The organism is Aquimarina callyspongiae, assembly GCF_034322225.1.
Classification (GTDB): Bacteria; Bacteroidota; Bacteroidia; order Flavobacteriales; family Flavobacteriaceae; genus Aquimarina.
Genome location: NZ_JAXLPA010000001.1, coordinates 995,154 through 1,013,738, shown reverse-complemented (window position 1 = coordinate 1,013,738; position 18,585 = coordinate 995,154). Strand labels below are relative to the sequence as shown.

The 18,585-nt window shown below is 32.3% G+C and carries 19 protein-coding genes; 10 read left to right on the top strand and 9 right to left on the bottom strand.

What is annotated here, in order from left to right; all coding sequences use genetic code 11:
* Positions 1 to 181: 181 nt before the first annotated feature.
* From U0D62_RS04265 to U0D62_RS04245, 5 genes are all read left to right on the top strand, one after another.
* Entirely contained in the window at positions 182 to 1,360 is a 1,179-nt protein-coding gene (locus U0D62_RS04265; protein WP_322194082.1) for an acyl-CoA dehydrogenase family protein, read from the top strand.
* A gap of 46 nt (positions 1,361 to 1,406) precedes the next feature.
* Positions 1,407 to 2,084 (top strand): glycerophosphodiester phosphodiesterase, encoded by a 678-nt coding sequence (locus U0D62_RS04260; RefSeq protein WP_322194081.1) that lies wholly within the window; start codon positions 1,407 to 1,409, stop codon positions 2,082 to 2,084.
* The gene (locus U0D62_RS04255; RefSeq protein WP_322194080.1) at positions 2,084 to 3,295 is read left to right on the top strand and encodes a BaiN/RdsA family NAD(P)/FAD-dependent oxidoreductase; all 1,212 of its coding nucleotides are present in this window, start codon (positions 2,084 to 2,086) and stop codon (positions 3,293 to 3,295) included. The genes U0D62_RS04260 and U0D62_RS04255 overlap by 1 nt, the downstream gene beginning before the upstream one ends.
* Positions 3,296 to 3,312: 17 nt before the next feature.
* The gene (locus tag U0D62_RS04250; RefSeq protein WP_322194078.1) at positions 3,313 to 3,861 is read left to right on the top strand and encodes a DUF1697 domain-containing protein; all 549 of its coding nucleotides are present in this window, start codon (positions 3,313 to 3,315) and stop codon (positions 3,859 to 3,861) included.
* Between the two features lie 79 nt (positions 3,862 to 3,940).
* Entirely contained in the window at positions 3,941 to 4,729 is a 789-nt protein-coding gene (locus U0D62_RS04245; protein ID WP_322194077.1) for a hypothetical protein, read from the top strand.
* A gap of 50 nt (positions 4,730 to 4,779) precedes the next feature.
* Here the strand turns inward: U0D62_RS04245 and U0D62_RS04240 are convergent, their stop codons facing one another.
* The 3 genes from U0D62_RS04240 to U0D62_RS04230 form a co-directional block, all read right to left on the bottom strand.
* A complete protein-coding gene (locus U0D62_RS04240; protein ID WP_322194076.1) occupies positions 4,780 to 5,403 on the bottom strand; it encodes a response regulator transcription factor in 624 nt (207 codons plus the stop codon).
* A gap of 285 nt (positions 5,404 to 5,688) precedes the next feature.
* Positions 5,689 to 6,258 (bottom strand): TetR/AcrR family transcriptional regulator, encoded by a 570-nt coding sequence (locus U0D62_RS04235; RefSeq protein WP_322194075.1) that lies wholly within the window; start codon positions 6,256 to 6,258, stop codon positions 5,689 to 5,691.
* Positions 6,259 to 6,286: 28 nt separating this feature from the next.
* The gene (locus tag U0D62_RS04230) at positions 6,287 to 6,760 is read right to left on the bottom strand and encodes a TspO/MBR family protein (RefSeq protein ID WP_322194074.1); all 474 of its coding nucleotides are present in this window, start codon (positions 6,758 to 6,760) and stop codon (positions 6,287 to 6,289) included.
* A gap of 98 nt (positions 6,761 to 6,858) precedes the next feature.
* Here U0D62_RS04230 and U0D62_RS04225 point away from each other — a divergent pair, with 98 nt between their 5' ends.
* The 3 genes from U0D62_RS04225 to U0D62_RS04215 are packed head-to-tail and all read left to right on the top strand — an operon-like array spanning position 6,859 to position 9,848.
* Positions 6,859 to 7,944, top strand: coding sequence for a diphosphomevalonate decarboxylase (locus U0D62_RS04225; protein ID WP_322194073.1), 1,086 nt, complete (start codon positions 6,859 to 6,861; stop codon positions 7,942 to 7,944).
* Positions 7,945 to 7,991: 47 nt separating this feature from the next.
* The gene (locus U0D62_RS04220; RefSeq protein ID WP_322194072.1) at positions 7,992 to 8,927 is read left to right on the top strand and encodes a mevalonate kinase family protein; all 936 of its coding nucleotides are present in this window, start codon (positions 7,992 to 7,994) and stop codon (positions 8,925 to 8,927) included.
* Positions 8,928 to 8,939: 12 nt separating this feature from the next.
* Positions 8,940 to 9,848 carry a geranylgeranylglycerol-phosphate geranylgeranyltransferase gene (locus tag U0D62_RS04215; RefSeq protein ID WP_322194071.1) on the top strand — a complete coding sequence of 303 codons (909 nt, stop codon included), beginning with the start codon at positions 8,940 to 8,942 and terminating at the stop codon, positions 9,846 to 9,848.
* 63 nt (positions 9,849 to 9,911) lie between these two features.
* On the opposite strand, the gene U0D62_RS04210 is transcribed toward U0D62_RS04215, so the two are convergent.
* Positions 9,912 to 10,259: a hypothetical protein gene (locus U0D62_RS04210; RefSeq protein WP_322194070.1), complete on the bottom strand. Its 348-nt coding sequence runs from the start codon at positions 10,257 to 10,259 to the stop codon at positions 9,912 to 9,914.
* Positions 10,260 to 10,716: 457 nt separating this feature from the next.
* On the opposite strand from U0D62_RS04210, the gene U0D62_RS04205 reads away from it, so the two are divergent.
* A complete protein-coding gene (locus U0D62_RS04205; protein ID WP_322194069.1) occupies positions 10,717 to 11,673 on the top strand; it encodes a carbon-nitrogen hydrolase family protein in 957 nt (318 codons plus the stop codon).
* Positions 11,674 to 11,729: 56 nt separating this feature from the next.
* Complete coding sequence (locus U0D62_RS04200) at positions 11,730 to 12,578, top strand: pseudouridine synthase (RefSeq protein ID WP_322194068.1); 849 nt, start codon at positions 11,730 to 11,732, stop codon at positions 12,576 to 12,578.
* On the opposite strand, the gene U0D62_RS04195 is transcribed toward U0D62_RS04200, so the two are convergent.
* From U0D62_RS04195 to U0D62_RS04175, 5 genes are all read right to left on the bottom strand, one after another.
* Entirely contained in the window at positions 12,559 to 13,920 is a 1,362-nt protein-coding gene (locus U0D62_RS04195) for a mannosyltransferase (protein WP_322194066.1), read from the bottom strand. The genes U0D62_RS04200 and U0D62_RS04195 overlap by 20 nt on opposite strands.
* Before the next feature lie 35 nt (positions 13,921 to 13,955).
* Positions 13,956 to 15,428, bottom strand: coding sequence for a cellulose synthase family protein (locus U0D62_RS04190; protein WP_322194065.1), 1,473 nt, complete (start codon positions 15,426 to 15,428; stop codon positions 13,956 to 13,958).
* A gap of 3 nt (positions 15,429 to 15,431) precedes the next feature.
* Positions 15,432 to 16,124: a glycosyltransferase family 2 protein gene (locus U0D62_RS04185; protein ID WP_322194064.1), complete on the bottom strand. Its 693-nt coding sequence runs from the start codon at positions 16,122 to 16,124 to the stop codon at positions 15,432 to 15,434.
* Positions 16,125 to 16,607 carry a toxin-antitoxin system YwqK family antitoxin gene (locus U0D62_RS04180; protein ID WP_322194063.1) on the bottom strand — a complete coding sequence of 161 codons (483 nt, stop codon included), beginning with the start codon at positions 16,605 to 16,607 and terminating at the stop codon, positions 16,125 to 16,127.
* 365 nt (positions 16,608 to 16,972) lie between these two features.
* Entirely contained in the window at positions 16,973 to 18,571 is a 1,599-nt protein-coding gene (locus U0D62_RS04175) for a 4Fe-4S binding protein (protein WP_322194062.1), read from the bottom strand.
* Between the last annotated feature and the right edge of the window lie 14 nt (positions 18,572 to 18,585).

The window sequence follows — 18,585 nt, the reverse complement described above, 5'->3', positions numbered from 1 at the left end:
TTGAATAGAAAAGTCAATTTGCTTTTTAAAACCTTAAAAACCATTAAATTATTTTTAAATTTTTAGGATACTCTTTAAGAAGTCAAAAAAAATTGCTTGCTCTTTTTTCATTAATTACATTTGTTTGCAGTTTATCCTTCATGATTTTGAAGATGTTTTAAAATATTAAAGATATAAGTACATGAAACCAGATTTATTCCAGGCACCTGATTATTACCAAGTCGACGAACTACTTAATGATGAACATAAATTAGTGCGCGATGCAGCTCGTAGTTGGGTTAAAAGAGAAGTATCTCCAATAATTGAAGAGTATGCACAACGTGCAGAGTTTCCAAAGCAAATTATCAATGGTTTGGCAGAGATTGGGGCATTTGGTCCATATATCCCAGAAGAATATGGTGGAGCAGGATTAGATCAAATAAGTTATGGTCTTATTATGCAAGAGATAGAACGAGGAGATTCTGGTGTACGATCTACAGCTTCTGTACAATCTTCATTAGTTATGTATCCTATCTGGAAATATGGAACAGAAGAACAACGTAAAAAATACCTTCCTAAGTTGGCATCAGGAGAATTTATGGGGTGTTTTGGGTTAACAGAACCGGATCACGGTTCTAACCCTGCTGGAATGACAACTAATTTTAAAGATAACGGAGATCATTATTTGTTGAATGGAGCAAAACTATGGATATCTAATGCACCTTTTGCTGATATTGCCGTGGTGTGGGCTAAAAATGAAGAAGGTAGAATTCACGGGTTAGTTGTAGAGCGTGGAATGGAAGGTTTTTCTACTCCCGAAACTCATAATAAATGGTCACTTAGAGCATCAGCAACTGGAGAGCTTATTTTTGATAATGTAAAAGTTCCCAAAGAAAATTTATTACCAGGTAAAAGTGGGTTAGGTGCACCACTTGGATGCCTGGATTCTGCAAGATTTGGTATTGCCTGGGGTGCTATAGGTGCTGCTATGGATTGTTATGATACCGCGTTAAGATATTCTAAAGAAAGAATCCAGTTTGATAAGCCTATTGCAGGAACCCAACTTCAGCAAAAAAAGCTTGCCGAAATGATTACAGAAATTACTAAAGCTCAACTACTGGCTTGGCGATTAGGAGTTTTACGTGAGCAAGGCAAAGCAACATCGGCTCAGATCTCTATGGCAAAACGTAATAATGTAGATATGGCCATAAAAATTGCTCGTGAAGCACGTCAAATGCTAGGAGGAATGGGTATTACTGGAGAGTACAGTATCATGAGGCATATGATGAACCTTGAGAGTGTTATTACTTATGAAGGGACACACGATATTCACCTTTTGATTACAGGAATGGATGTTACGGGAATCCCGGCTTTTAAATAATAAAAGGTATTACTCTTAGAAGTTTCTGATATAAAAGTATTAACACATGAAGATATTTGGACATCGGGGTGCAGCAGGATTAATAGAAGAAAATACATTAGAGTCTATTGCTGAAGCGCTAAAGTACAATGTGGACGGAATTGAGATAGATGTTCATCGTTGTAAGTCAGGAGAGTTAGTTGTTATTCATGATGAAACCATCGAGAGAACAACTAATGGTAAAGGAAAAGTTGCAGACTATACTTGGTCAGAATTAAAAAGGTTTAGAACTTTTGCAGGATTTAAAATCCCTTCATTAGATCAAGTACTAGAATTGGTTGATGCAAAATGTATTTTGAATATTGAATTAAAAGGGATAGGAACAGCTTTACCTACTATTGAACTTTTAGAAAGACATATTAAAAATACAAATTGGGATTATGATCATTTTATTTTATCAAGTTTTGATCACTCTCAATTATTTCAAATAAAGGCGGTTACCCAAAAATTTAGATTAGGTGTTTTAATAGAAGAAAGCATTCCTAGTGCAATTTCTATTGCAGAAGAAATAAATGCATTTTCAATACATCCTCCTGTTTCTCATCTTTCTAAGAATGAGGTAGAATTGGCAAAAACCAAAGAATACAAAATATTTGTCTGGACAGTTAATGAAGAAACGGCTATAGAAAAATCAAAAGATTGTAAAGTAGATGCAATTATTACTGATTTTCCTAATTTTGCCTGATGCAATATGATCTAATCATAGTGGGAGGAGGAGCTGCAGGTTTTTTTACTGCAATCAATGTGGCTGAAAAAAATCCAACACTAAAAATAGCAATTCTGGAAAGGGGTAAAGATGTTCTGTCTAAAGTAAAAGTTTCAGGAGGCGGGAGATGCAATGTAACTCATGCTGAGTTTATTCCTAATGAATTAAGTAAAAACTATCCAAGAGGAGAAAAAGAATTAAAAGGACCATTTCACACCTTTATGACTGGTGATACTATGGAGTGGTTTGATCAACGAGGAGTGGAATTAAAGATTGAAGATGATGGAAGAATATTTCCTGTTTCTGATTCGTCTCAAACTATTATTGATTGCTTTTTGACAGAAGTAAATAGATTACGAATAGAAATTCTTAAAAGTCATGTGGTTAAGGATTTCTATTTTGAAGATCAACTCTGGAAAATAAATACCAATCAAGGGGATTTTATAAGTACTAAATTAATGATAGCTACTGGAAGTAATCCTAAAATATGGAAAATTTTACAAAAGATTGATCATACCGCAATTGCTGCTGTTCCTTCTTTATTTACTTTTAATATACAGGATTCTAGAATTAAAGACCTGCCTGGAATTTCTACCCAAGCCTCAGTTAAAGTCAAGAACTCTAAATTAAAAAGTGAAGGCCCTGTGTTAATAACGCATTGGGGACTTAGTGGTCCTGCAATCCTAAAACTTTCTGCTTGGGGTGCCATAGAATTGAATAAGTTCGATTATCATTTTGAAATTATTGTAAACTGGCTTCATAATTATACGCAACAAGAAATATTAGAAGAACTGAAGGAACTGAAAGAAAGTAATTCTAAACAACAAATAGCTAAGTATGCACAGTTTGATTTACCTAAAAGACTTTGGCAAGCTTTAGTGTTGGTTTCAGGAATACAGCATACTACACGATGGGCGGATAGTAATAAAATTCAGCTTAAAAAACTATCAGAGCAGTTAACACAATGTGTTTTTAAGGTTAATGGCAAAAGTACGTTTAAAGAAGAGTTTGTTACTGCAGGAGGTATTGATCTCAAGGAAATAAATTTTAAGACTTTTGAAAGTAAAAAGCATAAAAACTTATATTTTGCCGGTGAGGTCCTTAATATAGATGCTATTACAGGAGGATTTAATTTTCAGAATGCCTGGACAGGAGCTTTTATTGCGGCACAAGCTATAACCTCTAATTGATATATTTGATCAAAAAGATGAATACATATATTGCTTTATTAAGAGGAATCAATGTAAGTGGTCAGAAAAAAATCCTGATGGCCGATCTTAAACGTTTATTTGAAGCATTGGGATTCGTATCAGTTACCACCTATATCCAAAGTGGTAATGTAGTATTTCAGGATGCTTTAAAAAACACTACTGATCTGGAGACAATAGTAAAAGAAGGGATTCAAAAACACTTTGGATTTGATGTCCCGGTTTTAGTTATTAAACCAAAAGACTTACAATTGATTTATAAAAACAATCCTTTTTCTGAAAAGATTACTAATGGTAAGGTTGACCCTAAAAAAATGTTTTTCACTTTCTTGTCTAAGGAGCCAGAATCGGCTCTTATAAAAGAACTACCAGTACCTTCTGATGGAGAAGAATTTGTGATTGTTAAAAAGGTAATTTATTTCTATGCAGCAAATGGTTATGGGAAGACAAGATTGAATAACAATTTCTTCGAAAGAAAAATGAAATGTAATGCCACTACCAGGAATCTAAAAACAGTAATTAAGATGTTGGAAATAAGTAGTTTGTAGGATTAATACTGCTTGTTTGACTTAGGGTTTTTCTGTAAAATTTTGTATCTTAATGGGGTTTAACTAAACCTTGTTAACTATGAAAAAAATTACGCAGATACTTACTTTCCTGCTTTTATGCAGTTGTTTTAACCAAGGCTTTGCTATTGATGTTAGCGAGCCTATTGAAAAACTCTTAAAAGATTATGTGAATCGAATGAATGCTTTAAATCAGGGAACTGATAAAGAAGATGTACTTATTTTATTTGATGAAAAATATAGAGGAAATACCGTTTATGTAAACTTATCAGGTGCCTTAGTGAGAAAGAATTATGAAAAAAAAGATATTTCTTCTCAATTGGATGACATTATGAACGATGATAACTATGATTTTAAATTAAAACTGGATAAAGTTGTTTTTAAAACACAAAAAGAAACCGCAGGAACGATTTCTGCCGTGATTAGTTTCGAATCTTTTATTAATAAGAAACTTGCAGAAAAAGGGACTATGTTGATGGATATAGTAGGTATACGATCTAATGGAGGATGGAAAATTGTTCAAAACAATATGATAAGAGTTTCAGAAGAAAAAGATATTGGAGAATGCGTATGTTATGTCTATGCCAAAGGATCAACAAAATTTGTTACTGAGGTGTATTTTCCTTCAGGGTTAGAATATAGTCAAGAGTTTGATTCTTTTTTAATAACGACTAAAGATGAAAAACGAATTATTAAATCGAATAATAAAGAATTCTACTGGAATCGTGGTGATGGTAAACTAACATTTAAAGGAGGTGCTCTTGGTAAAGCTGATAATGCTAGAAATGCTGTTGAGTTTGTTTTGAAAGATTTGTACCGAGACTCCTGTGCAAAAATTGTATTTAATTAAAAATACCTTTAAATAAGATTTGTAAAAGCAGCTAATATTAGCTGCTTTTTTTATAGATTATAAAAGTTTTGGGAGTTTACAAGTTTGATAACTTCATTTTTATTACTTACATGTAGTTTTTCATAAATGTTTTTGACGTGCCCTTTGATTGTATTTAAGCTTACATATAATTCATCAGCAATATTAGCATAGCTTTTTCCTTGAGATAATAAAGAAACGACATCGTTTTCTCTAGAAGTTAATTGATCAAATTTTTTATTTTGAAAAGATTCTACTACCATTCGTGAGATCGAAATACTCAAAGGAGCTCCTCCTTGATCCAGCTCTGTCAAGGCATCATTAATTTTTTTCTGACTACTATTTTTTGTTATGTACCCAATGGCACCTTCACGTAGCGCTTCAAATACATATTTCGAATTTTTGAGACTACAGATTACCATTATTTTAGTATTCGGCAAGAGTTTTTTTATTTGAGCAATTCCTTCGATTCCACTCATTCCAGAAAAGTCAATATTAGTAAGAACAATTTCTGGATTTAAACCTGAGATATTTTTTAATGCAGATTCATAGTTTTCAAAATCTCCGATAACTTTAAATTCATTAGAGTTGTTTATTAGGTTGATATAAGATTTTCTCAATCGTTCATGCCTTTCGATTATTAAAACACTTTTCATGGTTTACATAGCTTATTGATTACCGATATAGTTACAATGTTTTTCTTTTGAATTGCTATATAGGTGTCACAATATTCATTCCATAAACACACATTTTCGGGGAGATTGCAGATATTACCTTTATAAAAACATATAGTTCTTTTAGTAGGTAAAAATCAACAAGTTTTATAATTAAATCACTTGTGCCTTTTAATAATTTCTTTTTTCAGGTACTGTAAACATTACATTTCATTTCAAGAAAAAAATGTCTTGCTACTAGAAAATAAGAATTGAAAGTTTACTTTGTTAAATAATAGTAGAATCTTTTAGAAAACCTCGCCAGGAAATTTCAATAGCTTGATTAATGTGTTTTTCTTGAAGCTTTACCCTTTCGTTTTCGTGTATTTTAACCAGAGATACCACATTACCAAAAAATAATTCTTCCATAACCAGGGTGTTATAAGATTTAAATACTTTTTTTCTGATACCAGTTTTAAAATATTCTTCAATATCATTGTAATATTGTCTGGCTTGATCTTTTAAAGATTGTGGAATTTCTGGAGAACGAGCTATTTGTTCAGAAAAAATAAAAGCAAGAGGGTTATTGACAAAATAATAAAAGAGATTTAACCACATTATAGAGAATTGCTTTTTTATGTCGTCTTCTGGAATATTACGCATGACGACAGTTCCAAAATCCTGAGTAAGCATTAGATAAAGTTCGGTAATAATCTCTTCTTTATTCTTAAAATGATGATATACAGTTCCGTTTGCTACACCGGATTCTTTAATAATTTCCGATAAAGACGTAGCACGGATTCCTTGTTTAGTTATTAATTCTAGAGTAGTCTGTAAGACTATTGCTTTTTTACTCATAAAAAAATTTATTCCTTAATGTGTTGGTTTAGTTAAGTTGCCATATACCAAAATTCAATGCAGTCGCAAAAGCAACCCATATTACATAAGGGATAAGTAGGTAAGCAGCAGTAGAATTAACTACTTTGAACCATTTAATCGTAAACAGCAATAGGATAAATAGGGCTATTATATCCAGCAAAGCGATTAAAGGATTTTGTAATCCAAAGAAAAAAATGGACCACGCAGCATTGAGTAACAATTGAAACCCAAAATGATATAACGCAGTTTTTACCCATTTATGATAGAACCCTCTACTCCAAACAATTCCTGCAGAGATACCCATCATAATATACATAATAATCCACACAGGTGCAAAAACCCAGTTTGGTGGGGTGAAAAAAGGTTTGTTTAGCGTGGGATACCAAGTATCTATGGATTTTTGAGTTGCAATACTACTCAAAAATCCGATCAATAAGCATAAAAATACCGCAATAACAATGCGAATAAACTTTTTTTTCATTTAAATGAGTTAGTGCAGTACTAAAATAGCAATTTATTTTTACTACCAATACCTTAAAATAGCTGATAGCACGTATCTTTGCTAAAATTTTTTATCAAATGGAAGATTATCCTCAATTTGCATCATCAATAGAATCAGAACTTCCTGAAGAAGGAAAGATAAGCTGTGCCTCACCTAGTAATATAGCATTAGTTAAGTATTGGGGAAAAAGACCAGTACAGTTACCAGAGAATGCATCTATTAGTTTTACGTTGAATGTTTGTAAAACCATTACCAGTCTTACATATACAAAGAGAGATAGCATTGCTGAGGATTTTGATTTTGAGTTGTTTTTTGAAGGAAAACCGAAACCAGATTTTAAACCAAAAATTGATAGTTTTTTAAAAAGAATTGATCAATACTTGCCTTTTCTTAGACAATATAAGTTTACCATTGAAACTAGTAATACATTCCCTCATAGTAGTGGAATAGCTTCTTCGGCAAGTGGAATGAGTGCTTTGGCATATTGTTTAATGCAGCTGGATAGAAAAATAAATCCGGATATGTCAGAAGGAGAGTTTATTCAAAAAACTTCTTTTCTGGCAAGGTTAGGTTCTGGGAGTGCTTGTAGAAGTATAGAAGGGCCGGTAACTGTTTGGGGAACACATGATGATATTGAAGGAAGTAGTGATGCATATGCGGTAAAGTTCCAGGATAGCATTCATCCTAATTTTAATAATTTTCAGGACACTATTTTACTTATTGATAAAGGTGAAAAACAAGTTAGTAGTACTGTTGGTCACCAGTTAATGCACGGTCATCCATTTGCAGAAAAAAGATTTGAACAAGCCACTGGAAATATTAGGAGGCTTAAAAATATATTAATTTCAGGAGATGTTGATGCATTTATAGAAATTGTAGAGAGCGAAGCATTAACATTGCACGCTATGATGATGACATCTTTACCTTACTTTATTTTAATGAAACCCAATACACTTTCTGTCATTAATAAAGTATGGCAATATCGTAAAGAACATAATAGTAGTTTATGCTTTACCCTAGATGCAGGAGCTAATATACATTTACTGTATCCAGAATCTGAAAAAGATCAGGTTCTCGATTTCATTAATAGTGAGTTAGTTGTGTATTGTCAGAATGGACAGTATATTTGCGACAAAATAGGATTAGGAACTAAATTATTGTAACTTTATCCTAGTAAGGCGACATATTAGTATAACCACATACAAAAATAATGAAAGGACCGTTATTTTATTCTAAAATACTTTTGTTTGGAGAATATGGGATTATAAAAGACTCTAAGGGTCTTTCTATACCCTATAATTTCTTTAAAGGAGCATTAAAAGTTTCTGAAAACCCAGATCAGGATGCTCTTGATTCAAATAATAATCTTAAAAAATTTGTAGAGTATCTAGAGAGTGTTGAGAGTAAAGGAGTAGTTACATTTGATTTTAAAAAACTACACGATGATATTGCGGCGGGAATGTATTTTGATAGTAGTATTCCTCAAGGATATGGTGTAGGAAGTAGTGGTGCCTTGGTTGCTGCGATCTACGATAAATATGCAGCAAATAAAATTACAGTATTAGAAAACCTTACACGAGATAAGCTTTTAAAGCTTAAAGAAATTTTTGGATTGATGGAATCTTTCTTTCACGGAAGCAGTTCAGGTCTGGATCCTTTAAATAGCTATCTAAGCTTACCAATTTTAATTCATTCTAAGGATAATATAGAACCAGCAGGAATTCCTTCACAAAGTGTTGAAAATAAAAAAGGAGCAGTTTTCTTGTTGGATAGTGGTATCGTTGGTGAGACCGCTCCAATGGTGAGTATTTTTATGGAAAATATGAAACAAGAAGGGTTTCGTAATATGCTTAAAACGCAATTTGTAAAACATACAGATGCGTGTGTAGAAGATTTTCTAAAAGGAGATATCAAATCTTTATTTTCTAATATTAAACAATTATCTAATGTGGTATTGGATAATTTTAAACCAATGATCCCTAAGCAATTTCATACTTTATGGAAAAAAGGTATTGAAACTAATGATTATTACTTGAAGCTCTGTGGATCAGGTGGAGGAGGTTATATTTTAGGGTTTACTCAAGATTTTGAAAAAGCTCAATCTGCCCTTAAAGAATATAAACTAGAAGTAGTTTATAACTTTTAAAAAGCATTTTTTATGCTTTCCAGAAAAAATAAACTCGTCTTACTCAAATTATTGAGTTTATTTTCTGTTGTGCGAGGATACAATATCCTGATTATCGTTTTAGCGCAATACCTTACCTCAATCTTTATTTTGGCTCCAGGAATAAGACTATGGGATGTTATTCTTGACCCAAACTTGTTTGTAATCGTTTTAGCTTCTTCTGGAGTGATAGCGGCAGGATATATTATCAATAATTTTTACGATCGAGAAAAAGATTTAATCAATAGACCTCAGAAAACCATGTTAGATCGATTGGTGAGTCAGCAAACCAAGCTAACAGGTTATTTTGTTTTAAATTTTATTTCTGTTGTATTAGCTAGTTATGTGTCTTTTCGAGCAGTACTATTCTTTTCGCTATATATATTTGGGATATGGTTTTACTCACATAAACTAAAGAAAATACCTTTTGTTGGCAATATTGTAGCATCAGTATTATCAATAACACCTTTTTTTGCAGTATTTATCTATTATAAAAACTTTGATGAAGTGGTTTTTGTACACGCCACTTTTCTTTTTTTAATGCTGGTAATAAGAGAAATGATAAAAGATTTAGGAAACCTGAGTGGAGATCTTGCTCAGAATTATAAAACAATACCAATTGTATATGGTGAACGGGCTTCAAAAAGAATACTAAGCATTTTAGTTTTGGCCTCCGGAATTCCAATTTTTTTACTTTTAACTCGTTACGAAATTGGATTTATGCATTTGTATTTTTATGGATGCCTTATACTTTTGTTTGTGTTTTTAATAGGTGTATGGCAATCCAAAGGGAAAACACATTATGTGTGGTTACATAATATTTTAAAACTTATTATTGTTTCAGGAACTTTTAGTATCATCCTTATTGATGTTAATATGATTCTCGATAAAATCCTATGGTAAAAAAAAAAGCAGCTGTATAAATACAACTGCTCTTTGTTTAAGTGTTTTAAGGATACTCCTTAATTAAATGTTTTCTGATTTTTTAATTCTTAAAGAAATTCGAAACACTTTGCTTTTGTTCGATGTTTCAGAAACTGCTTTTTTATAGTTTAATCTTGATTTTACATAACTTTTTACAATATCAAATTCAGAATTCACTGTTAATACTACGATTTCTCCATTAGTATTTAAAGTAAACTCGATGTCTGCTTGAAGATCTTGATTTGCAACACTAATTTCAGGTCTTTCTAAAAGAGCTGCAATTTTGTTTCTTAATTTTTGTTCTGGATTAGCGGTTGGGTTGTTGTTAGAAGCAAATAATTGACTAGTCCCTAATACAACTGCGAATAATAATACTGTTAACTTTTTCATTTTTTTACGTGTTTTAAGATTTGAGTTTTACTAATTGTTTGTTTTAATTTTACAAGACAAATGTATGTCGGGATAATAGTTTTTTTGAAGTTTATATTTTATTAGAATGTATTAATAAGATCACCATTAAGTTAAAACAGATAGGTTTTAACGTAAATTAAACTTTGAAGAATAAATACTTTTTATATGTTTACTTTTTGTGAATGAAGAAGAAATCGGTAGAGTGTTAAAAAATCCTCAGAATATAACTTTCTATATTGCGAATTCAGAGTTTTTTGAGAGGCTTCTAATGTTACCTAAATGTAAACTTATGGTTTTGCAGTAAGGCGATTTTAAAGTTTAATGCTTTGAAAACCAATTTTTTGTATGTTAATGGTTTGTTAACCAAATGTTGGAAATTTCAAAAAATAAGGAGAAATGATCTATAATATTCAGTTTTAATACGATATAATCTTTAATGGAAAATCAATTACTAAAAGTAGCCCTCGCTCAGATAGCACCTGTCTGGCTAGATAAAACAGAAACTATCAAAAAAATAGAAAGGTCAATAGAAGAAGCGGCCTCTGATAGTGTAGAGCTTATTGTCTTTGGAGAATCACTTTTACCTGGATACCCTTTTTGGGTTTCATTAACTGATGGTGCACAATTTAATAGTACTGTACAAAAAGAAATTCATGCACATTATGCGCAGAATGCTATTATAATAGAGAAAGGAGATCTCGATTCTATTTGCGCGCTAGCGAATAAATATAGTATTGCAATTTATTTGGGGATTATAGAACGACCATTAGATCGTGGAGGACATAGTTTATATGCATCCTTAGTATATATAGATCAGGACGGTAAAATACAATCTGTGCATCGCAAACTACAACCAACCTATGAAGAACGCTTGACCTGGTCTCCAGGCGATGGTAATGGTTTAAGAGTGCATCCGCTTAAAGCTTTTACTGTAGGAGGGTTAAACTGTTGGGAAAACTGGATGCCGCTACCAAGAGCTGCATTGTATGGTCAAGGAGAAAATTTACATATCGCTGTATGGCCAGGTAGTGATTATAATACCAAAGATATAACCCGATTTATAGCAAGAGAATCTCGATCCTATGTTATCTCAGTATCCAGTTTAATGCGAAAAGAAGATTTTCCTTCAACGACCCCTCATTTAGATGAGATTTTTAAAACTGCTCCCGATATTTTGGGTAATGGAGGATCTTGTGTTGCAGGCCCTGATGGAGAATGGGTGTTAGAGCCAGTATTACATAAAGAAGGGTTGTTGATTCAGACGTTAGATTTTAACCGTGTATTACAAGAACGACAGAATTTTGATCCAGTAGGGCATTATTCTCGCCCTGATGTTACTCAGTTAAGTGTAAATCGAGAAAGGCAAAGTACTGTCTGGTTTGGAGAAGAATAATTGAATTCATCTTTTTCCTAAAAAGGAAACTACTATCTTTGCGCAAAATGTAAGATATGAGTCGCGAAGATCGTTCTCGAAGAGGAAAAAGTAGTGGAAGACAGGGTGGAGGAAAACCAAAAGGTAAATCTTTTGCAAAAGGGAATGCGAATGCACCTGCAAAAAAAACTGGAAATACAGCTAAAAAAACTTCAGATTCTGGAGAAATGAGATTAAATAGGTTTGTAGCTAATTCTGGAGTTTGCTCTAGAAGAGATGCAGATTTATATATACAAACAGGTAGTGTTTGGGTAAATGGTAAACCAGTTACCGAAATGGGATATAAGGTTAAACTTACTGATGAGGTTAAGTTTGATGGTCGATTAATAACCCCTGAGAAAAAAGAATACTTTTTATTGAATAAACCTAAAGGATTTGTAACCACTACGAGTCCTGAGAAAACGAGAACGGTAATGGAGCTGATATCAAATGCTTCTAGAGCTGCCTTGAAGCCAGTAGGTAGATTAGAGCGCAATACTACTGGGTTATTACTTTTTACTAATGATGTAGATATGGAAAAAAAATTGACACATCATAAAAGTGGTGTTCGTAAAATTTTTCATGTAGAATTAAATCGTAATCTTAAGTTCGAAGATCTACAAAAAATAGAAAAAGGAGTTAAACTAAAAGAAGGATTTATTCAGGTTGATGAAATTTCATACATAGAAGGAGCTGCTAAGAATGAAATAGGAGTACAATTACAATCTTCTAAAAACAATATTATTCATAAACTTTTTGAGCATCTTAATTATGATGTTATTAAACTGGATCGTGTAATTTTTGGTGGATTGACCAAGAAAGACTTACCACGTGGTCATTGGCGTAAGCTTACAGAACAAGAGGTTATTAATTTAAAGATGATGTAGCCTGCAATTTTGAAGCTTTTGAATTTTTTATAATTTCAAAAATAAAAGCAGAGAACACTAATACATATTCTAATCCTACCATCCATAAATTTTCTTTAAAATTAGGATCTATATATGCTGTATAGCTAAGGATAATTACAAAAGACCAGAGAATCGGGAACTTATACTTGGTAAATACGCAAAGCGATAAAGGCACTGCAATATACCAGGGATGAACAGTGGTGGATAGAAAATAATAACAACAAATACCAATTACCATAACAGATATCAACTGTAATGTACTTTTGTTTTTTCTAAAAAAGGTTAATCCAAGAAGAATTGTAATCACTATTATTGGTAAAACCTTACCAACTGTTTCAATAATATTCCAGCCTACAACCTGATACCCAATCCAGCGTACAATAAAATAAATGCTTGCATTAAATTCAAATGTTTGAAACCACAAGGTGATTGTTTTACTAAAATTGCTAATGAACTGATCAGAAAGAAAAGGTGCAAATGTGAGAAGAATAGTAGTGATTATTATACTATAAAACCCTATTAATTTGGTTAGACCAAATAGTAAACTACGTTTGTTTTTGTCCTTTGTATTTTCAAGAACAAACTTCTGGAAAAATAATGGTAAGAATAGTAATGGTATTAGTTTTACAGAAACTGATAGTGCTAATACAACCGCGGCCCAATACCATTTGCCCTTATGCAATAAATATAATGACCAAATTATAAAAAACACCATAACGGCTTCAAAGTGAAGGTTCCCGGATAATTCTATGATAATAAAAGGATTTAGGATATACCAAAAGATTTTGTTTTCTGGAAGGTTCAATGCTTTTAAAAGTTTTTTTCCAAAAAAGAAAGTACCAATGTCGGCAAGAATAATTAATATTCTAAATATCATTGCAGAACCTAGAATACTTTTACTAGCAAAGATGGCTGCAATATAATAGCAAAATTGACTTACTGGTGGGTAATTTGTATAATGACTTCCGTTAAGAGCTCCCATTCCTTCATATAGCTCTTGTGCTTGTGCGATTGGAGCATCTCCTTGAGCAATCCAGGTTTCTGGTAGCGTTAGATAAGGATTATAACCTTCTAATAGCATACGCCCATCCCAGATAAATCGGTAAAAATCCTGTGATAAATTTGGAATGGCGACTAAGAAAATAATACGGAATACTAAAGCCGAAATCCCCAGAAGTTTCCATTGATCAGGATTAAGCTTAATTAATTTATAGGAAATATAAAATAAAGCGGTCCATAAACCAGCTAATTTGATAAAATCAGTACGTTCTAGCTGATAGGCAAAACTCCAATAAAATAAAACTCCGATAAATATAAGCAATATGGAAAATCGATTATGTTTCCACAGATATAACATTATAATTTTGAAGTAACTGATTTAAAGAAAACAAACCCAAACCCAAGAAACAGCATAATATGAAATAAAAACAATCCAAAATCCTGAAGTTTAAAAGCGCTATATAATGCAAATCCAAAATATCCCATTAACAATGCTTCAATAATAGTATTTCCGGAGATGTTCTTGTTAATATATTTATTATCCTTCCAAGAATCCTTTAAAGAATTGATATTAAATTTTGGAGTACGTACAAATTCACTTTTCTTTCCAAAATGACCTTCTAATACTGCCATAGAGTTATGAACAGAGAATCCCATTGCTATAGAAAAGAAGGTAAAGAACATTTTTATATATTCCATAAAATTCCAGAAACCTTTACCATGAATCTTTTTAAAAGTATACCAATAGCAAAAGAAAAATATAACTGTACTTAATGCAAAAAATGCGATTACATTAAAATACCAACTAAACATAGGATTGCTATTCTTTACATACATTACTGGAACACTCAATACAGCGACTAGTAATACCAAAAGAAACATACTACTATTTAATAAATGGAAAAAACTATGAAACTTAGTTTTTAAAGGAACGGTTTTATCTTTAAGCAATTTCCAGTATAACTTCTGGAAGTTCTCTGCGGCACCTTTATTCCATCTAAATTGTTGTGATCGTGCGGCACTAATAACCACAGGCAATTCTGCAGGGGTTTCTACTTCTTCAAGATATTTAAATTTCCATTTTTTAAGTTGTGCTCTATAGCTAAGATCCAGATCTTCAGTAAGTGTGTCTCCTTGCCAGTTTCCGGCATCTTCAATACAGCTTTTTCTCCAAACTCCCGCTGTACCATTAAAGTTGATAAAATGATCTTTAAAGTTACGTCCTACTTGCTCCATTGTAAAATGAAAATCCAGGGCAAACGCTTGAATTTTAGTGAGCATAGAATAATCTCTATTAATATGCCCCCAACGGGTTTGCACTACTCCAATACCAGAATCTTTAAAATAAGGAATGGTTTGAAGTAACCATTTTTTACCTGGAAGAAAATCTGCATCAAAAATGGCAATATATTCTCCTTTGGCGATTTTCAATCCTTCTTTTAAAGCACCTGCTTTAAAACCAGATCGATCTTCACGACAGATATGTTTAATATCTAATCCTGTTTCTCTTAATTTTTCTATGTGTGCTGCAGTGGTAACTACAGATTCATCTGTAGAATCGTCCAGTACTTGTATCTCTAATTTGTCTTTAGGGTATTCTAACTCAGCAATATTATCCAACAATCGCTCCATAACGTATAACTCGTTGAAGACTGGAAGTTGAACAGTTACATTAGGAATTTCTTCAGACTTTGAAAAATCAAATGTAGGTGAGTTATCAGGTTCCTTTCTGGACTTTAGATAATTTAAAAGCAAATTTAACTGTGCTAAGCTATACAAGAAAATGATTAGCAAAGCAAGAGTGTAGGTTATGATAATCGCAATATCCATTATTTACGTAAAGCTATATTTAAAAATCCAACTTAAAATCTTTACGCCTGCAAATATAGCACCTTTTACGGTTCCTGAAACTTTTGAGACGCCAATTCTCTTTTTGTAGTGCACTGGCACTTCGATATATGTGTAACGTTTTTTTAATGCTTTTAGTTGCATTTCTACTGTCCACCCATAGGTTTTATCCTGCATATCTAGAGATAATAGTTTATCATATTTAATGGCTCTAAATGGCCCTAAATCGGTAAACTTAGCTCCAAAAAACAATTTCATTAGTCGAGTAGCTAGCCAGTTTCCAAAAATCTGAGGGAACGTCATAGAACCAGCTTCACGTAATTGTTTTACACGAGCACCGATAACTAAATCAATATCATCATCGATAATAGGTGCAACAACTTTTGTTAACTCTGATGGGTAGTCACTATAATCTCCATCCAGAAATACAATAATAGTAGGTTTAACTTCTTGAGAAGCTATATGCTCCATTCCTTTAAGGCAAGCATATCCATAACCTCTTTGGTTTTCGATCAATACAGTAGCTCCGGTTTCAGCAGCAACTTGCTCTGTACTATCTGTTGAACCATTACTAACTACGATAATTTCAGAAACCTGATCAGGAATTTCTTTAATCACGTGAGCAATAGAATCTTCTTCGTTAAAAGCAGGTATGATAACTTTAATGATAGGAGGCATTTATAGGGAAGCGTTAGGGTTGTCTCTTTTAAAACTGAAAATATCAGTCCATTCACCGGTTTTCATGTTATTAATATATTTTTCGGCTTTAAAAAGTTTATTGTTTTTATACAATAGACAAAATCCTTCTTTTTTATTGTTTTTATATTGATACTTTTTGGTAATTCCGGCCGCAATATCGTAAATAATCCACCATTTCTCGGCTTTATCGTTTATAAAATGCCCTTCTTTTAATAAATCACTCTTATCCGAATAGAAATACCAGTACCCATGTTTCTGGTTATTTATATAATGGCCTTCGCTAGAAACCTTTCCATTAGGGTAGTAAAAATGCCAAAAATCTACTTTATTATCTCCTAATTTCCACCCTTCAGACTTGATAGTACCATCTGTATAATATTCATAGTGATATTCTTTGGCTAAAGTAATATCATTCTCAATAAAGGAGAATAATGATAAAAAAATAAACAGCTTTTGAACCATTATGACGAATTTGTATAATTGCTTAGACGAAAGCCAAACAGAATACCTACAATATATAATAAAAAAAATTCTTATTTTCTGATTATGAGTTGTTTAAACTGTGTAAAAATGTGAAGAATACGTTAATTGATATAGTTTTAGAGAGCTTACACTTTTTTAGAATTCTACTACTGCCTAGGTTATATTTGACGTTTATTTTGTTTAGCTAACTTGGATCAGGGATATGACAATTGCTTGTTTGGGAGTTTAATGAGAAAACATAGCAAGTAAATAGAATTACGATCAATTTATATTATTCTCAAGAAATAATTGCATAAAAATAGCCCGTAGAACGGGCCATTTTTATAAATATTTTAAAGAAGTTATTATTTTTTGTTTACATAATTCATTAAATCTACATCATTTCCTAATAATACTTCTGTAGAGTTTATTCTTCCTTCAAGCTTATCGTTTTCAAGTTTTAAAACTCCTCTAGGACAAACTGCAGAACAGATACCACAACCAACACAACTTGAACGTACAATGTTTTCACCTTTTTGTGCATAAGAACGTACATCAATTCCCATCTCACAATAGGTAGAACAATTACCACAAGAAATGCATTGCCCACCGTTGGTTGTAATTCTGAATTTAGAGAATAAACGTTGTTGAAACCCAAGAATAGCAGCCATAGGGCAACCAAAACGACACCAGGCTCTGTTACCAAGAATTGGATAGAAACCAGTACCAATCACTCCTGAGAAAATTGATCCAATAGCAAATCCGTATGAGGATCTTAATGTTTCTGCTTTGATAAAGAAGATTTTGCCTCCATCACCCAAATAATGCATTCCTATTAATGCAATGATTACTACAAAATATCCAATAGCTCCGTAGCGTGCATCTTTACCAAGTTCTTTTCTTTTGAAAAGCATAACTCCAGCAAAAATAAAAGTTAGAAATGCGGCAACACTTATTAAGAAAGTATTTTTAGTCAACCAATATTTATTAGGATCATATCCTAAATAAGTATACACCACAGCTGTAGTCATCACTACTGCAAAGACTAAAACAGTATGAATTAACCAGCGTTCCAGTTTCCAGGCGCTTAATTTTTTACTTGATAATTGTCTAAAAGAATCTCCAGCAGTTTCTGCTAAACCTCCACAACCACATACCCAGGAACAATACCATCGTTTACCAAATTTATAGGTTAAGATTGGAGTGATAATAAAGATAGAAGCAACTCCAAATATTAGTAACGCTAAACCAATATTACCTGCATTGATAAATTCGTCAATTCTATATTGCTCAAAATTATAATAGTTAAGTGGCCATACGTTTTTAAGATCATAATATGGTAGTTTAAAACTATCAGAGTTTAAACGTGCCATAAATTCTGGGATTAAGAATGCAAACCCTAACTGGAAAAACATTACAGAAACAGTACGGATCTGTTGGTATCGGTTATGACGGTATTTAAGTATGAATTTATACCCAAATATGATAATAGCAACTGTATATAGTGTTCCATATACAAACCACTGACTTGCCGGATTACCACTTAATATTCTACTTAACGGATCAAATAAAGCAATTAATCCTGTATTTGGTTCTCCATTGGCTCCTAACCCAAGCAGTTCTGCATAGAAATATAATACGATATAAAATGCAGTAAGTCCTACTCCGGTGAGCCACCCAATTGCTCCACGAGAAGAAATAGATTTAAACCATACTTGATCATTCTTGATTCCTTCTAGTTTTGTAAGGTAGGCATCATTTGCATAGAGTATTGTGCCTATAGATATTAAAATAAGAGATACTGTTAAAAATACTCCTTGATTTGGGAAATTAGTATTAAATAAAGCTAATGTCAGTATAAAAAGGCCGACAAAACCTGTGGCTAATGCTATTTTTTGTTTTGTAGAAATCCCTTTTGCATTTGGGGTAGCAAGAGACATACTATGATCTAACTTATTACTCATTTGTTTACTGTTTT

What these genes read in the sequence shown, in the direction of transcription:
- U0D62_RS04265 (WP_322194082.1), top strand. Translation starts at nt 182, where the DNA reads ATGAAACCAGATTTATTCCAGGCACCTGATTATTACCAAGTCGACGAA.
- U0D62_RS04260 (WP_322194081.1), top strand. Translation starts at nt 1,407, where the DNA reads ATGAAGATATTTGGACATCGGGGTGCAGCAGGATTAATAGAAGAAAAT.
- U0D62_RS04255 (WP_322194080.1), top strand. Translation starts at nt 2,084, where the DNA reads ATGCAATATGATCTAATCATAGTGGGAGGAGGAGCTGCAGGTTTTTTT.
- U0D62_RS04250 (WP_322194078.1), top strand. Translation starts at nt 3,313, where the DNA reads ATGAATACATATATTGCTTTATTAAGAGGAATCAATGTAAGTGGTCAG.
- U0D62_RS04245 (WP_322194077.1), top strand. Translation starts at nt 3,941, where the DNA reads ATGAAAAAAATTACGCAGATACTTACTTTCCTGCTTTTATGCAGTTGT.
- U0D62_RS04240 (WP_322194076.1), bottom strand. Translation starts at nt 5,403, where the DNA reads ATGAAAAGTGTTTTAATAATCGAAAGGCATGAACGATTGAGAAAATCT.
- U0D62_RS04235 (WP_322194075.1), bottom strand. Translation starts at nt 6,258, where the DNA reads ATGAGTAAAAAAGCAATAGTCTTACAGACTACTCTAGAATTAATAACT.
- U0D62_RS04230 (WP_322194074.1), bottom strand. Translation starts at nt 6,760, where the DNA reads ATGAAAAAAAAGTTTATTCGCATTGTTATTGCGGTATTTTTATGCTTA.
- U0D62_RS04225 (WP_322194073.1), top strand. Translation starts at nt 6,859, where the DNA reads ATGGAAGATTATCCTCAATTTGCATCATCAATAGAATCAGAACTTCCT.
- U0D62_RS04220 (WP_322194072.1), top strand. Translation starts at nt 7,992, where the DNA reads ATGAAAGGACCGTTATTTTATTCTAAAATACTTTTGTTTGGAGAATAT.
- U0D62_RS04215 (WP_322194071.1), top strand. Translation starts at nt 8,940, where the DNA reads ATGCTTTCCAGAAAAAATAAACTCGTCTTACTCAAATTATTGAGTTTA.
- U0D62_RS04210 (WP_322194070.1), bottom strand. Translation starts at nt 10,259, where the DNA reads ATGAAAAAGTTAACAGTATTATTATTCGCAGTTGTATTAGGGACTAGT.
- U0D62_RS04205 (WP_322194069.1), top strand. Translation starts at nt 10,717, where the DNA reads ATGGAAAATCAATTACTAAAAGTAGCCCTCGCTCAGATAGCACCTGTC.
- U0D62_RS04200 (WP_322194068.1), top strand. Translation starts at nt 11,730, where the DNA reads ATGAGTCGCGAAGATCGTTCTCGAAGAGGAAAAAGTAGTGGAAGACAG.
- U0D62_RS04190 (WP_322194065.1), bottom strand. Translation starts at nt 15,428, where the DNA reads ATGGATATTGCGATTATCATAACCTACACTCTTGCTTTGCTAATCATT.
- U0D62_RS04185 (WP_322194064.1), bottom strand. Translation starts at nt 16,124, where the DNA reads ATGCCTCCTATCATTAAAGTTATCATACCTGCTTTTAACGAAGAAGAT.
- U0D62_RS04180 (WP_322194063.1), bottom strand. Translation starts at nt 16,607, where the DNA reads ATGGTTCAAAAGCTGTTTATTTTTTTATCATTATTCTCCTTTATTGAG.
- U0D62_RS04175 (WP_322194062.1), bottom strand. Translation starts at nt 18,571, where the DNA reads ATGAGTAATAAGTTAGATCATAGTATGTCTCTTGCTACCCCAAATGCA.